The sequence below is a fragment of the Rhizobium sp. SEMIA 4085 genome (assembly GCF_013004495.1).
In the GTDB taxonomy this organism is placed as follows: domain Bacteria; phylum Pseudomonadota; class Alphaproteobacteria; order Rhizobiales; family Rhizobiaceae; genus Rhizobium; species Rhizobium gallicum.
Genome location: NZ_JABEPH010000134.1, coordinates 1 through 14,648 on the forward strand (window position 1 = coordinate 1; position 14,648 = coordinate 14,648).

A 14,648-nucleotide genomic window follows, 5' to 3' on the forward strand; every position below is an offset into this window, starting at 1 on the left:
CCGACCGCCATCTCCGTCCAGGTCCCGTGGAAGCTCGACAGCCGCCCGATCCTTGGCGAACAGGGCGCCGAGCAGCTGCTCGGCATGGGCGCTATGCTCTATATGGCTGGCGGCGGGCGCATTCAGCGCGTCCATGGCCCCTTCGTGGCTGATATGGAAGTCGAGGAGATCGTTTCCTATCTGAAGACCCAGGGCGCACCGCAATATCTCGATGCGATCACCGCTGATGACGAGGAGGACGATGATACGGCGGTCCGGCGGGGACGTCCAATCTGTCGGATTCCGACGATCCCTACGACCAGGCGGTCGCCATCGTGCTTCGCGACGGCAAGGCCTCGACGTCCTATATCCAGCGTCGTCTCGGCATCGGTTACAACCGAGCCGCATCATTGATCGAGCGCATGGAGCAGGAAGGCGTCATCGGACCTGCAAACCACGCAGGCAAGCGCGAAATCCTGGTTCCGACCGAAGGCGATATCCTCGATCGCTAGAGGCTGAAAAAATCTGCCGGGGCAATGACTTCACGGAAACCTGATCGCCTCGGAAACGTTACCTTCTGCAGCGATGCTTCTGCGCCATGAAGACGCCGCCTTTCGGCAGCATGCAGGTCGCATCATAGGAGACCTAGATGACCAACTCCGATTTCCATTCCAGTGGCTTGCTGCTGAACCGCCGTCAACTTCTCGGCGCCATGGCTCTCGCGGCTGTTTCGGCTGCAGCGCCTTTCGACGCCTTCGCGCAGGCAGCGGCCGGCGGTTCTTCGACGGCACAGGCGATTGCCAACCATTTCTCCAACGTAGCCACCATGCAGGGCGAATTCGTGCAGTTCGGACCGCGCGGCGAGCAGACGGGCGGCAAATTCTTCATCGAGCGTCCCGGCAAGCTGCGCTTCAACTATAACGATCCGTCGCCGATCCGGGTGATCTCGGACGGCCGGAATGTTGCGGTCGGTAACCTGAAGCTGAAGACCTGGAGCCTCTATCCGCTTTCCAAGACGCCGCTCAGCCTGCTGCTTGCACGGAGGATCAACCTGTCGGACGGTTCGGTAAAGAGCGTAAGGGAAGAATCGGACCTGACGACGATTGCGCTTGGCAATAAGACGATCTTCGGCAATTCGACGATCACGATGATGTTCGATCCGAAGACCTACGATCTGCGTCAGTGGACGATCACCGACAATCAGGGCAAGGACACGTCCGTGATGGTATTCAATGTCAGGACCGGCGTTCAGTTTGATCAGAAGGTCTTCAGAGTGCCGTACGAAAGCATTCCAGGCACTGCCGCTTCCCGTGACTGATGCCATATGACTTTCTGTGAAAAACGCCCGGTGAAAGCCGGGCATTTTTGCTTGTGGACGTTCCATCAACAGCCCCTTTGCTCTAAGGCCTTTCCAGTCCCGTTGAAAGGCAATGGCATGAGCTTCTCGATTACCACCTGGAACATCAATTCGGTGCGGCTGCGCATGCCGATCGTCGAGCAGTTCGTCCTCAAGCATAAGCCGGATATCCTCTGCCTGCAGGAAACCAAGGTTCCAAACGAGCTCTTTCCGGCGGCCCCTCTGCGCGCCATGGGTTATGACCACATCATCGTGCATGGCCAGAAGGGCTACCATGGTGTCGCTATCGCCTCGCGCATCCCGCTCCAGGAGGATCATCGCCTGGACTACGGAAATGTCGGCCACGCGCGCCATATCTCGGCGGTCTTCGAGCGTGGAGGGCGCCGCGTCCGGCTGCATAATTTCTATGTTCCCGCCGGCGGCGACGAGCCGGACCCGGCCATCAATCCGAAGTTCGCCCATAAGCTGGATTTTGTCGAGGAAATGAAGCTGCTGAAGGCCAACGGCGAAGCGAATACCTCGGCGGTCCTCGTCGGCGATCTCAACATTGCGCCGCTCGAGCACGACGTCTGGTCGCACAAGCAGATGCTGAAGATCGTCAGCCATACGCCGGTCGAAACCGAGGGTCTACTGGAGGCGATGAAGCGCGGAGCCTGGCTTGATCTCATGCGCCAGCACGTGCCGTCGCACGAGAAGCTCTATACCTGGTGGAGTTACCGCGCCAAGGACTGGGAGGCTGCCGATCGCGGCCGCCGCCTCGATCATATATGGTCGTCATCGGACCTCGGCCCGCTGCTCCAGCGCATCGACATCCTGAAGGAGGCTCGCGGATGGGACCGTCCGTCCGATCACGTGCCCGTCACCGCGCATTTCAACCTCTGAGATCTACGAAAAGCGGTGAAGCTGTGCGCTCGCCCGTGCCGCCAATTCCGCGATGTTATCGCGAATGCGGCTTTCTATGAGGCGGGCCGCATCTGGATATTCCTCGATCAGCCTGTAAAAGAGCGCTCGCGTGATTCGGATGACGCTGGAATCCTCCCGTGCCACGGCGGTGAATTTGCGCTCCACCAGCGTCACCAGAGCGAGTTCGGACAGCAACGTGCCCTGGCCCGCGATGCGCTCGACCTTGGGATGGCCATCTGGGCCCGTCGTGCTGAGCTCCAGCGCGCCGCTGGCGACGACATAAGCGCTTTCTGCCGGTGATCCTTCGCGGAAAAGCATCTGCCCGGTGGAAATCAAACGCCGGTCGGCGCCGAAGGCGACCAGCCGCAACTGGTCGGCGGACATGCCTTTGAAGAGCGGCTGCTGCGAAAGCATGTTGATATCGTCTGTCAGCGCCATGCGGCTCTTTGCCCTACGGTACGATCTTGTAGCCGCCGTTTTCTGTTACCAGGATTTCAGCGTTTGAGGGATCGCGCTCGATCTTCTGGCGCAGGCGGTAGACGTGCGTTTCGAGTGTATGGGTCGTCACGCCGGAATTGTAGCCCCACACCTCTTCGAGAAGGACGTCCCGGGTGACGACCTTCTGTTCCGCGCGATAGAGATAGCGGATGATCGCCGCTTCCTTCTCCGTGAGGCGAATCTTCTGGCCGTTTTCGGTGGTCAACAGCTTCTGGCTCGGCTTGAAGAGATAGGGTCCGACTGTGAAGGTCGCGTCCTCGCTCTGTTCGTGCTGCCGAAGCTGGACGCGGATGCGCGCCAAACGCACCGAGAAGCGGAACGGCTTGGGTACGTAGTCGATGGCTCCGGCCTCCAAGCCGAGGATCGTATCTGAATCCGTATCGTGTCCGGTCAGCATGATGATCGGCGCCTTGAAGCCGCCCTTGCGCAGCAGCTTCACTGCTTCGCGTCCGTCCGTATCCGGCAGCCCGACATCCATGATCAGCAGATCGACAGGCGTGTTGCGCGCAGCTTGTATGCCCTTGCCGGCCGTCGCCTCCTGCAGCACCGTGAACTCATCATAGAGCGCAAGCTGCTCCGTCAGGGTTTCGCGAAGGTCGTTGTCGTCATCCACCAGTAGAATGGTGCGTGCGGTCATGCGGTTCTGTTCCTCAGATTCCGTCTCATCAAGTCCTACGCCATATTTCGATCGCTGGCAAAGACCGGGAGACGCGCTGTTGCCGGGCCAGGGCCGATGTGATTTCAATCGAACTCCCAAGCAAAACAAAAACATGTGAGAAAAATGGAGAAAACAAGGCGAAGCGCAAGAACGGTATCATCCACCATTATTGTGCGTCCCGCGCCCGGCAGGCAAAGCCGCGCACTGGTTCAATGCGGTTCTTTCGTCCTTCCCGCCGCAATCGGACGTTCCGGCCGCACCATCTTGAAGCGTGAGGGCGACGGTGCAACGCCGATTGCTTCAATGAAGCTACTTTACGGATTTTGCCGCGGCGAACGCCTGAGCCGCCTCGAAACACCGCTCTTGCTCCGGCGCATCCGTCAGGACATGCTGTGGTGCGACCAGCCCGGCGATCCGAACTACAATCGCCTCGTCAGAGCGCCCTTCCGTCCAAGCCATGAAGAGCTGAAGCGCAAGGACGGACTCTACGACATATGTCTCGTCATGGATTGGAATATCACATCCCGCGCCCGCAATCGGGGATCGGCCATCTTCTTCCATCTCATCAGGCCGGGCTATGAGCCGACAGCAGGTTGCCTCGCCGTCCACCCGCGCGACATGCGCCGGCTTTTGCCGCACATTCGCAAGGGGACGGTCGTACGCGTTCTCTGAGGCATGAGGGGTGATAATCTGCGCACTGTCTCCTATATCCGTTTTGACCGGCGCTCAGGCTGAATGGCATGCCGGGAAATCCGCTCGCGGATTCAATTTCATGCCCCTCCAATCCTTCAAACTTCCGGAGATATTTTGTGGCCAATCAACCCATCATCACTTTCCATGACGGACATTCCATTCCCCAGGTCGGCCTCGGCGTATGGCAGACGCCACAGGAGGTTGCGGCTCCGACAGTCCGCAAGGCCCTTGAAGCCGGTTACCGCCATATCGACACGGCTTCGGGCTACGACAACGAAGAGGGTGTCGGCGAGGGCGTGCGTTCCTCCGGTCTCGATCGCAAGGATGTTTTCATCACGACAAAGCTTCGTAACACCGACCAGGGTTACGACGGCGCTCTGCGCGCCTTCGAGGGCAGCCTGAAGAAGCTTGGCACCGAATATGTCGATCTCTACCTGATCCACTGGCCGTCGCCGCACCGCGGACTCTATCGCGAAACCTGGAAGGCTTTCGTCAAGATCAGGGAAGAAGGGCGTGCTCGTTCGATCGGCGTCTCCAACTTCTATCCGGATCATCTGGATCACATCATTGGCGATACCGGCGTGGTTCCGGTCATCAACCAGATCGAACTCCACCCGGATTTTCAGCAGAAGGCGGCGCAGGACGCGCACCGGAAACTCAATATCGTTACCGAATCTTGGAGTCCGCTCGGTCAGGGAAAATTCATTGCCAACCCGGTTATCGGTGAAATCGCCAAGAAGCACAGCAAGACACCGGCACAGGTCATCATCCGCTGGCATATCGATAGCGGTCTTGTCGTGATCCCCAAGTCGGTGACGCCGTCGCGCATCGAGGAGAACTTCAAGGTGTTCGATTTCAAGCTCGATGCCGGGGACATGGCAGCGATTGCCAAGCTTGACGACAGGAATGCCCGCATGGGACCCGAGCCCTATACGGCAACGTTCTGATCAAGAGACCTTCCATCTCCTCCTCCACCATTGCGGGGAGGAGGAGACGTTGCTCACCTGAGTTCACGCGGTGTCACGAAGCGCTCGAGACGTCCGCTTCCGGGCGATATATCCGCCCAGCTATCTTCCTCGAACGCGATGATCGCCATGCCGGCGGTGGCGAATTTCTCCTTCAAGCGTGCGCAGGCCTCCGGATCGCCCTTGCCGACGAGATTGTTCGCGAGGTCCTGAAAACCGGGATTGTGTCCGACAAGCATGACCGTTCGGACCGACGGCTCAATCTTTTGGAGGAGGCCGACAATGCGCGTTGCCGAGGCTTCGTATAAATCCGGCACATCGCGTTCCACAGTCGAGGCGGAAAGTTTTTTCGCTACACGCTTCCATGTTTCCTGGGCGCGCCGCGCCGTCGACACCAGGGCGAGCTCGGGGAAGAGCTTTTCGCGCGTCATGTAGGCGCCGATCAAGGGCGCGGCCTTTCGCCCGCGCTTCGCAAGCGGGCGGTCGTGGTCTGCGACATCGTCCGGCCAAGCGGATTTTGCGTGGCGCAGAAGAAAAAGGCGAAGGGACTTCGGCGAAGACTTTTTTGACGCATTCATGCCGCTCACCTGAAAAGGGCAGGAGACTATTGTCTCACCGAATGCGCATCTTGTCTTCTTAAGATGGCATGCCTCCCTCTCGGATCGAGAGGGAGGCAATATCCGTCAGTTCCACTCGCGGATATCGACGAAATGGCCAGCGATTGCAGCAGCGGCAGCCATGGCCGGCGAAACGAGGTGCGTGCGGCCCTTGAAGCCCTGACGGCCTTCAAAGTTGCGGTTGGACGTCGAGGCGCAGCGCTCGCCCGGCTTCAGGCGGTCGTCGTTCATGGCGAGACACATGGAGCAGCCCGGCTCACGCCAGTCGAAACCGGCTGCCTTGAAGATCTTGTCGAGGCCTTCGGCTTCGGCCTGTTCCTTCACGAGGCCGGAGCCGGGAACGATCATCGCGGCGACGGTCGAAGCAACGGTCCTGCCTTCGACGACCTTGGCAACCGCTCGAAGATCTTCGATACGGCCGTTGGTGCAGGAGCCGATGAAGACGCGATCGATGTTGATCTCGGTGATCGGCGTGCCTGGCCTCAAGCCCATGTAGTCAAGTGCGCGCCACTTGGAGGCTCGCTTGGTTTCGTCCTGGATCTCGTCCGGGTTCGGAACGACGCCCTGAACCGAGACGACGTCCTCCGGCGAAGAGCCCCAGGAGACGATGGGCGGCAGTTCGGCGGCGTTGAGCTTCACGATGCGGTCGAAATGTGCGCCTTCGTCGGACTTCAGCGTCCTCCAATAGGCAATCGCCTGTTCCAGGGCCTCGCCCTTCGGCGCGCGCGGCTTGCCCTTTATGTATTCGAAGGTCGTATCGTCGGGCGCTATCAGGCCGGCGCGGGCGCCGCCTTCGATCGACATGTTGCAGATCGTCATGCGGCCTTCCATCGACAGCGCACGGATCGCTTCGCCGGCATATTCGATGACGTAGCCGGTACCGCCGGCCGTGCCGATTTCGCCGATTATCGCGAGAACGATGTCCTTGGCGGTGACGCCGGCCGGAAGCTTTCCGTCGACCTGCACCAGCATGTTCTTCGCCTTTTTCTGGATCAACGTCTGTGTTGCCAGGACGTGCTCGACCTCGGACGTGCCGATGCCGTGGGCGAGCGAGCCGAAGGCGCCGTGCGTCGACGTATGGCTGTCGCCGCAGACGATCGTCATGCCCGGAAGGGTGAAGCCCTGTTCCGGCCCGATGATGTGCACGATGCCCTGTCGCTTGTCGTTCTCGGAGTAATATTCGACTTTGAACTCGGCAGCGTTCTTGGCAAGCTGCTCGACCTGGATGCGGCTCTCCTCGTTCTTGATGCCGAGATGGCGATCAGGCGAGGTCGGAACGTTATGATCGACGACGGCAAGCGTCTTTTCGGGAGCACGAACCTTGCGGCCGGTCATCCGCAGGCCTTCGAACGCCTGCGGAGAGGTCACTTCGTGGACCAGATGGCGGTCGATGTAGAGAAGACAGGTGCCGTCTGCCTGTTCGTCGACCAGGTGGTCGTCCCAGATCTTGTCGTAAAGGGTACGCGGTGCGCTCATGGCATTTCAGTCCGTTTTTGGATGCAATGGGAAAAGGAATAGGCGGCAAGGCCCGCCGGCCATCATTCGATCAACGAAGTCGGCTGTTGAGCGCACCGGAAACGGTCGCAAAGAAGCGTGCCGGCAGGCGATAATGATCCTGCAGCACAAAAATATGCGCGCCAATGCACCTGAATTTGCTTTCCATGGGCCTGCATATAGCGATTTTTCTCGCAAACGGCAATCATGTCAGCGCTACCGGCTGTGAGCTTTGCGCATCCGCTGCTCGATCTGCCGCAGTGCGAGCGACAAACCGATCGTCAGGATCAGATAGATATAGGTGACGATCGAATAGGTCTCGAAGAAGCGGAAGGAGCCGGAGGCGTAGACCTTGCCCATCTGCGTGACGTCGGAAACGCCGAGCACCGAAACGAGGGAGCTGTCCTTCACCATCGAGACGAAGTCGTTCGACAGCGGCGGAAAGATGACAAGGATCGCCTGCGGAAAGACAACCAGCCGGAAGCGGTGGTAGCGCGACAGGCCCAGCGCCTTTGCCGCTTCGACCTGTCCATGGTCGACAGATTGGATGCCGGCGCGGAAAATCTCGGCAATAAAAGAGGAATACCCGATCATCAGGGCGATGATCGCACGCCACATCAGTGATAGGTCACGCACGAAAATCGGTTCCGCCAATCCGGCTTTCACAAATGGCGTGATCAGGAAATTATAGGCGGCGACAATGCCCGGAGCGCCGACAAAGGCCACGTAAAAGAGCAGCACGAGCATTGGGATGCCGCGGATGATCTCGATATAGAAGCGGGATGCTTGGCGCAGCGCGACGCTATCGGAAAGCCCCAGAAGAGCGATGCCGAGGCCAAGCAATGTCGCCAGCGCAAAGGCGACCAACGTCACGAAGACGGTGACCCATACGCCGTTGACGACGGTGCGGAAGACCTGCGCGTAGATGCCGTTGGTGACGATGACGATCGCAAGGATGACGCCGATCGTCGCAAGGGCGACCAGCCACCACGGATAGTCGCCCTTGAGATTTCCGGCAGGAGAAGGCTGCAGGGCCATCAGCGGCTGACCTGCATCATTCGCCCATCTTGTAGTCGAGGAACCACTTCTTGTTCAGTGCGTCGAGCGTGCCATCGGCTTTCAATGCGGCGATCGCGGCGTTGACGGGGGCAACGAGATCGGAGCCCTTCGGGAAGATGAAGCCGAAATCCTCAGTGCCGAGCGGGCCGCCGATCACCTTGAGCTTGCCGTTCGAGGCATCGACATACCCCTTCGCGGCAACGCTGTCCGTCAGCACCACATCGACATCTCCGGCCTTGAGCGCCTGGACCGTCGCGCCGAAGGTTTCGAAGAGCTTGATCCGCGGATTCTGCTCGTTGCCGTCAAGGATTTCATACACGGCCGTGTAGAAAGGCGAGGTGCCCGGTTGCGCGCCTACGAGGCCGTCCTTGAACTCACCGAAGGTCTTCGCGTCCGTGAAGCGACTCTCATCGCCCCGGACCAGCATGAATTGCTGCGAGCGCATGTAAGGATCGGAGAAATCCACTTTCTGCTTGCGGTCGTCCTTAATGGTGATGCCGGTCATGCCGATGTTGTACTGATCGTCGGAGACAGCCTGGATCATCGCGTCCCAGCTCGTGTTCTGATATTCGACCCTGAAGTTCAGCCGCTTGGCGATCTCGTTCATCGCGTCATATTCCCAGCCGATCTGATTGCCGGACTTGGGGTCGACGAACTGCAGCGGCGGATAGGCATTCTCGGTAACGACGACCACCGTCTTGCCGCCAAGATCCGGCAGATCGGCACCAAGGGCCGCCAATGGCGAAAGAACGAGAGCGGCGAGGCCTGCAAGAATGGTGCGGCGGAACGGCATCAGAAATCTCCAATGAAATGTGGCTAGGGGAAATTGTCATAGTTGCGAAGCCGATGGCAAGAGCATCGGCCCCGATGCCGCGGAGCCAAAACAGAAAAGGCGGCCCGAAGACCGCCTTTTCATGCAAAGAATTTTGCGTTCCGAGAGCTTATTCTGCTGTGGGCTCTGCAGCGGCTGCTGCAGCATCAGCTGCTGCCTTTGCTTCTGCGGCTTCGGCTGCTGCCTTTTCGGCTGCGAGAGCCTGAGCTGCTGCAACCTTTTCGGCTTCGATCCGTGCCTTTTCCTCGGCAACAGCAGCGCGCTCGGCGTCGTTGAGCTTGCGGGCGCGGGTGCCGGTGTTCTCAACAATACGCGCGGACTTGCCGCGACGGTCGCGCAGGTAGTAGAGCTTCGCACGGCGGACCTTACCGCGGCGAACGACTTCGACACTTTCGATCATCGGAGAATAGATCGGGAATACGCGCTCGACGCCTTCGCCGTAGGAAATCTTGCGGACCGTAAAGTTTTCCTGCAGGCCGCCGCCGGAGCGGGCGATGCAGACGCCTTCATAGGCCTGAACACGGGTACGGTTGCCTTCCGTAACCTTGACGTTGACGCGGAGCGTGTCGCCCGGGGAGAATTCCGGAAGCGTGCGCTTGGCTTCGATCTTGGCGGCCTGTTCGGCCTCGAGCTGCTGAATGATGTTCATCGTCTTAACCTTTGGTTCTTCTGAAACAGCCAGAGCGCTCGACACGTGATCCTTTGGGATTGCCTCGGGATTTTGCCCTTCTGGGGCGGGAGCGGATTCGCCATTCTTTGTTTGCTGGCAGACGGGGCTAGCCCCATTTCCGCGTGCGCTACTACACGAAAGCCTGGGCCTTGTCATCCCTTGGACGGCATTTTTGTAAGACGGAGGCACGGATTTTCCGGCTTTCAGTCCTTCAGAAGGTCCGGTCGCCTTTCCTTTGTCAAGGCAACCGCCTGCTCGTGTCGCCATTTTTCGATGGCGCCGTGATTGCCGGACGTCAGGATCGCCGGAATTTCGCGACCTTCCCATTCCTGCGGCCGGGTGTAGTGCGGATGCTCCAGCAACCCGCCTTCGAAACTCTCATGCAGGCCGGAAAGATCATTGCCCATGACGCCTGGCAGGATGCGCACGATCGTGTCGAGAACGACCAAGGCAGCGGGCTCGCCGCCCGAAAGCACGTAATCGCCGATCGAAATTTCTTCAAGCTTCCGCGCATCGATCACCCGCTGATCAACGCCTTCAAAACGGCCGCAGACGATGATCACGCCCTGGCCCGTCGCAAGCTCGCGCACCCGTTCCTGCGTCAGCGGCTTGCCGCGCGGGCTCATCAAAAGCCGCGGACGAGCATCATTTTCGCACGTGCTGTCGATCGCACGCGCCAACACGTCAGGCTTCAGCACCATGCCGGCGCCACCGCCTGCCGGCGTGTCGTCGACGGTGCGGTGTTTATCGGTCGCAAAATCCCGGATCTGCACGCTATCCAGCGACCATTGCCCTCGCTCCATTGCCTTGCCGGCGAGCGAATAGCTCAGATGCCCCGGAAACATTTCCGGGTAGAGAGTAAGGACGGTCGCCCGGAAACCCATGGCAATCTCACTTCTTTTTCTTCGGCTTGCCGGAGGCAAGCTTGGAGATTTCCTGCGGATCATCGACGAGACCTGCTGCCAGCGGATCGATCAGGATTGTGCCGTCTTCGAGATCAATTTCGAGAACCGACGCTTCGGAGAAGGGGATGAGCACGGGGCGCTTGCCCGGCCCCTTAAGCTCCAGCAGGTCGCCCGCGCCGAAGTCGAAAACGCCGGTAATGGTGCCGTAGCTGACGCCCTTGTCGTCCACTGCCTCCAGCCCTTCGAGATCGGCATAGAAAAATTCGTCTTCCTCCAGTTCGTCGTCCGGCAGGTTGCCGCGTTCGATGTAGAGCTCCAGCCCGTTGAGCGCCTCGGCCGCATTGCGGTCGTTGATGCCACGGAATCGAACGACGACGACATTCTTCATCTCGCGGATTTCGAGGATCTCGAATGTCCGCCCGTCCATGCTGTGCAAATGGCCATAGTCGCCGAGTGCCGTCGGATCGGCCGTATAAGCCTTGGCGCGCACTTCGCCGCGGATGCCCTGCGCACCGCCGATCGTTGCCATCAGTACGGGGTTTTCAAGCTTTGTCATGGGGCCCTTCATGTGAAGCCGGAAATCTGGCTTCTCATAAACGAAGTCTGCCGGAATGAAAATGAAAACGGGCGGCATGTCGCCATGCCGCCCGTCCGATCGGGATATGATCCCGGGATTATTCTGCGGAAGCGGCGGCTTCAGCTGCGTCGGCAGCTTTCTGAGCCCTCTCGGCAGTGCGTTCCTGGGCCTTCTTGCCCGGCTTTGCCTTTTCCGGGTTGTTCTTGGCCTCGCGCTTTGCAACGCCGGCTTCGTCGAGGAAGCGCAGAACGCGGTCGGTCGGCTGCGCGCCGTTGTCGAGCCAGTGCTTGACGCGCTCGGCGTTCAGTTCAACGCGCTTTGCGTCGTCCTTGGCCAGCATCGGATTCCAGGAACCGAGCTTTTCGAGGAAGCGGCCATCGCGCGGCGAACGGGCGTCGGCAACAACAACGTGATAATACGGGCGCTTCTTGGAACCACCGCGGGCGAGACGAATTTTCAGTGCCATGTCATTTACTCCTTAGGCTTTTCTTGACCGCTTCGTGAGGCGGTATCGGTTCATTTTGCTGCGGCGCCTTGTTCAGCGTGATCCGCAGCGATCTGCTCATGATGCCGGATGACTTCCGTGATGACGAAGTTCAAGAACTTCTCGGCGAAATCCGGATCCAGATGCGCATCTTCGGCAAGCTGCCGAAGTCGGGCGATCTGGTATTCTTCGCGCGCCGGGTCGGCAGGCGGCAACTTGTACTTGGCTTTCAAAACGCCGACCTCTTTGGTGCAGCGAAAGCGTTCGGCCAGAATGTGGACGAGCGCAGCGTCGATATTGTCGATCGACTGGCGGTAGCTCGAGAGCTGGGCTTTGACGTCTGGATCAATCATGGGGCAGGCGATCCTTTCACTTCTTCTTCGGCAATCCGGGCAGACCCGGGAAACCACCGCCGAGACCCGGCAGCTTTGTCCCGCCAAGACCCGGCAAGCCGCCACCTAAACCGGGCATGCCCCCGCCCGGCTTCCCAAGACCCGCCGCTTCGGCCTGCTTTTGAAGTGCTTCCAGCTGCTTGGGGTCGATATTCGAAAGATCAGGCATGGAGCCCATCCCGCCCATGCCGCCAAGGCCCATCTTGCCGGCAAGACCTCCCATCAGCTGCTTCATCATGCCGCCTTTGCCCTTGCCGCCCATCATCTTCATCATGTCCGCCATCTGGCGGTGCATCTTGAGCAACTTGTTGATGTCGGCAGCGTCGGTGCCGGAGCCGGCGGCGATCCGCTTCTTGCGGGAATGCTTGAGGATGTCCGGGTTGGCGCGCTCAGCCTTCGTCATCGAAGAGATGATCGCGAGCTGGCGGCCGAAGAGGCTGTCATTCAGGCCGGCGGATGCCATCTTGTCCTTCATACCGGCCATGCCGGGCATCATGCTCATGATGCCGCCCATGCCGCCCATCTTCTGCATCTGGCGCAGCTGGTCGGCGAGGTCGTTGAGGTCGAATTTTCCCTTGGCCATCTTGGCGGCCATGGCGGCCGCCTTTTCGGCGTCGATATTTTCCGCCGCGCGCTCGACGAGCGAGATGATGTCGCCCATGCCAAGAATACGGTCTGCGATGCGGCGGGGATGAAATTCTTCCAGCTCGCTCATCTTTTCGCCGACGCCGATCAGCTTGATCGGCTTGCCGGTGACGGCGCGCATAGAAAGAGCCGCGCCGCCGCGGCCGTCGCCGTCCATACGGGTGAGCACGAGGCCGGTGATGCCGACGCGCTCGTCGAAATTGCGGGCCAGATTGACGGCGTCCTGGCCGGTCAGTGAGTCCGCGACCAGCAGGATTTCATGCGGGTTCGACTTCTTCTTGATGTCGGCCATTTCGACCATCAAGGGCTCATCGATATGCGTACGGCCGGCGGTATCGAGGATGACGACGTCATGGCCGCCGAGCTTGGCTGCCTGCACGGCGCGCGCGGCGATATCCGTCGGTGACTGGCCGGCGATGACCGGAAGCGTGTCGACATTGGTCTGGGCGCCGAGCTGGCGAAGCTGCTCCTGTGCTGCCGGACGGCGTGTGTCGAGCGATGCCATCAGCACCCTCTTCTTCTCGCGCGTCGTCAGGCGGAGGGCGATCTTCGCCGTCGTCGTCGTCTTGCCGGAGCCCTGCAGGCCGACCATCATGATCACGACGGGGGCGGCAGCGTGAAGATCGACGCCGGCGCCTTCGCCGCCCAGCATCTCGATCAGCTCGTCATGAACGATCTTTACGACCATCTGGCCCGGCTTGATCGCCTTCAATATCTCTGCGCCGACGGCCTTTTCGCGCACGCGGTCGGTGAAGGAGCGTACGACATCGAGTGCAACGTCGGCTTCCAGCAATGCACGGCGAACCTCGCGCAGCGCTGCCGAAACATCGGCTTCCGAAAGCGCGCCACGGCCTGTCAGTCCATTCAGAATGGATCCAAGACGGTCCTGGAGGTTTTCAAACATCGGCTCTTCCTTGATACGTTTCGGGCAGGATGGGCATGCCCGGAAACGTCGTGCTTTTCATTGACGAAAACAAGACGCAAAGCCAAAAAGCACCCGAGGGCGCATCGCGCTGTCGGGTGTGGACCTCCGGGATCGTTTTATACCTTATCGGGTCCCGGTCGGCGGCTCGAGTCTTGAAGCTCGTTACAGAATGAGCGGCGGTAAACAGGAAAGTGCGGACAAAGTCAAGAGAATGCGGACAAATGACCGCACTGCCGGGTCGCGAAGCCTTCAACGTGCCGCTTGTGTAATCCCAAGTGACACTATCAAAAATGCCGCCTCCATGAATATCGCATTTACGGCAGCACCTTCACGGCCCGGACGCCTCCTCGGCCGCCATCGGCTGCTCTTGGAAAATTCCTAAGCCATCGCGATCCAGCCGTGCAGGGCATGCGCGATTTGCTCGGCCGCAAGGCGGGCGTGCCTATCCCCTTTGAACGCATCGGTGCCGTCAAGATAGGCACGACGGTGCGATCAGGCGAGGCTTGCGGCCGGCGAGCGGTTATCGTCACAACGCCGACGGGAGGCGGATACGGCGCGGTTTGAAGTCCGGCTGACGCGCAGCCGGCAAGATTTACCGCGTGGCGTTTCAATTCGGGTGCGATCCCGAACCGTGTGCGCTGATGATTGCGTCGGCCTCTTTGCCGTAGATCTCCTCGAAGTGATCGAAGGCTTTGGAGAAGTATCCGATTCCTTGCGTGGCGGAGCGTAACGTCCGGGCCAGTTCGTCGAGCGCCGCACCGGGAACGAGTGCCCGGAAGACATCCCATCCTTTGGCGCTCTCATCGCGATCGAAGCCAAGCACCTGGCCCTTGAGTGCCGAGACGATCGCCACCATGCTGCCAGAAAAGATGGATGGTATGTGGATTTCGACCCGCACCACCGGCTGCATCAGCACAGCCGCTGCCTCTGACAATGCCTGCCGCACCCCCATCCGTGCCGCTGCCCGAAAGGCGAAGTCGGAGCTGTCGACGGAG

General features: G+C 60.0%; 16 protein-coding genes and 2 pseudogenes. 5 read left to right on the forward strand and 13 right to left on the reverse strand.

Annotation, left to right across the window (positions count from 1 at the left end):
* The 3 genes and pseudogenes from C9413_RS15220 to C9413_RS15230 all read left to right on the forward strand — a co-directional run.
* Nucleotides 1–491: pseudogene (locus C9413_RS15220) on the forward strand (DNA translocase FtsK); the annotation flags it as partial.
* A 137-nt stretch (nt 492–628) separates the two neighbouring features.
* The gene (locus tag C9413_RS15225) at nt 629–1,297 is read left to right on the forward strand and encodes an outer membrane lipoprotein carrier protein LolA (RefSeq protein ID WP_039846417.1); all 669 of its coding nucleotides are present in this window, start codon (nt 629–631) and stop codon (nt 1,295–1,297) included.
* 117 nt (nt 1,298–1,414) lie between these two features.
* A complete protein-coding gene (locus C9413_RS15230; RefSeq protein WP_039846416.1) occupies nt 1,415–2,218 on the forward strand; it encodes an exodeoxyribonuclease III in 804 nt (267 codons plus the stop codon).
* A 3-nt stretch (nt 2,219–2,221) separates the two neighbouring features.
* Here the strand turns inward: C9413_RS15230 and C9413_RS15235 are convergent, their stop codons facing one another.
* Together C9413_RS15235 and C9413_RS15240 are read right to left on the reverse strand one after the other, a co-directional pair.
* Nucleotides 2,222–2,677: a cyclic nucleotide-binding domain-containing protein gene (locus C9413_RS15235; protein WP_039846415.1), complete on the reverse strand. Its 456-nt coding sequence runs from the start codon at nt 2,675–2,677 to the stop codon at nt 2,222–2,224.
* A 13-nt stretch (nt 2,678–2,690) separates the two neighbouring features.
* Nucleotides 2,691–3,374: a response regulator transcription factor gene (locus C9413_RS15240; protein WP_170250604.1), complete on the reverse strand. Its 684-nt coding sequence runs from the start codon at nt 3,372–3,374 to the stop codon at nt 2,691–2,693.
* 144 nt (nt 3,375–3,518) lie between these two features.
* On the opposite strand from C9413_RS15240, the gene C9413_RS15245 reads away from it, so the two are divergent.
* On the forward strand, nt 3,519–4,067 hold the full coding sequence (locus C9413_RS15245; protein ID WP_052451619.1) for a L,D-transpeptidase family protein: 549 nt from the start codon (nt 3,519–3,521) through the stop codon (nt 4,065–4,067).
* 137 nt (nt 4,068–4,204) lie between these two features.
* Nucleotides 4,205–5,035: an aldo/keto reductase gene (locus C9413_RS15250; protein ID WP_039846413.1), complete on the forward strand. Its 831-nt coding sequence runs from the start codon at nt 4,205–4,207 to the stop codon at nt 5,033–5,035.
* Between the two features lie 53 nt (nt 5,036–5,088).
* Here C9413_RS15250 and C9413_RS15255 read toward each other — a convergent pair whose 3' ends face one another.
* The 11 genes and pseudogenes from C9413_RS15255 to C9413_RS15305 all read right to left on the reverse strand — a co-directional run.
* On the reverse strand, nt 5,089–5,631 hold the full coding sequence (locus tag C9413_RS15255) for a histidine phosphatase family protein (RefSeq protein ID WP_039846412.1): 543 nt from the start codon (nt 5,629–5,631) through the stop codon (nt 5,089–5,091).
* A gap of 105 nt (nt 5,632–5,736) precedes the next feature.
* Nucleotides 5,737–7,146 carry a 3-isopropylmalate dehydratase large subunit gene (gene leuC / locus C9413_RS15260; RefSeq protein WP_039846411.1) on the reverse strand — a complete coding sequence of 470 codons (1,410 nt, stop codon included), beginning with the start codon at nt 7,144–7,146 and terminating at the stop codon, nt 5,737–5,739.
* Nucleotides 7,147–7,380: 234 nt separating this feature from the next.
* The gene (locus C9413_RS15265; RefSeq protein WP_039846410.1) at nt 7,381–8,202 is read right to left on the reverse strand and encodes an amino acid ABC transporter permease; all 822 of its coding nucleotides are present in this window, start codon (nt 8,200–8,202) and stop codon (nt 7,381–7,383) included.
* A gap of 16 nt (nt 8,203–8,218) precedes the next feature.
* Nucleotides 8,219–9,016, reverse strand: a complete 798-nt coding sequence (locus tag C9413_RS15270) for a basic amino acid ABC transporter substrate-binding protein (RefSeq protein WP_039846409.1) — start codon at nt 9,014–9,016, stop codon at nt 8,219–8,221.
* A gap of 148 nt (nt 9,017–9,164) precedes the next feature.
* Nucleotides 9,165–9,704 carry a 50S ribosomal protein L19 gene (rplS, locus tag C9413_RS15275; protein ID WP_039846408.1) on the reverse strand — a complete coding sequence of 180 codons (540 nt, stop codon included), beginning with the start codon at nt 9,702–9,704 and terminating at the stop codon, nt 9,165–9,167.
* A gap of 224 nt (nt 9,705–9,928) precedes the next feature.
* Nucleotides 9,929–10,609: a tRNA (guanosine(37)-N1)-methyltransferase TrmD gene (gene trmD / locus C9413_RS15280; RefSeq protein ID WP_039846407.1), complete on the reverse strand. Its 681-nt coding sequence runs from the start codon at nt 10,607–10,609 to the stop codon at nt 9,929–9,931.
* A 7-nt stretch (nt 10,610–10,616) separates the two neighbouring features.
* On the reverse strand, nt 10,617–11,186 hold the full coding sequence (gene rimM / locus C9413_RS15285; RefSeq protein WP_028739973.1) for a ribosome maturation factor RimM: 570 nt from the start codon (nt 11,184–11,186) through the stop codon (nt 10,617–10,619).
* A gap of 118 nt (nt 11,187–11,304) precedes the next feature.
* Complete coding sequence (rpsP, locus tag C9413_RS15290) at nt 11,305–11,673, reverse strand: 30S ribosomal protein S16 (protein WP_022717347.1); 369 nt, start codon at nt 11,671–11,673, stop codon at nt 11,305–11,307.
* Between the two features lie 50 nt (nt 11,674–11,723).
* Complete coding sequence (locus tag C9413_RS15295; protein ID WP_022717348.1) at nt 11,724–12,044, reverse strand: chorismate mutase; 321 nt, start codon at nt 12,042–12,044, stop codon at nt 11,724–11,726.
* A gap of 16 nt (nt 12,045–12,060) precedes the next feature.
* On the reverse strand, nt 12,061–13,632 hold the full coding sequence (ffh, locus tag C9413_RS15300) for a signal recognition particle protein (RefSeq protein ID WP_039846406.1): 1,572 nt from the start codon (nt 13,630–13,632) through the stop codon (nt 12,061–12,063).
* A 628-nt stretch (nt 13,633–14,260) separates the two neighbouring features.
* Nucleotides 14,261–14,648: pseudogene (locus C9413_RS15305) on the reverse strand (elongation factor G); the annotation flags it as partial.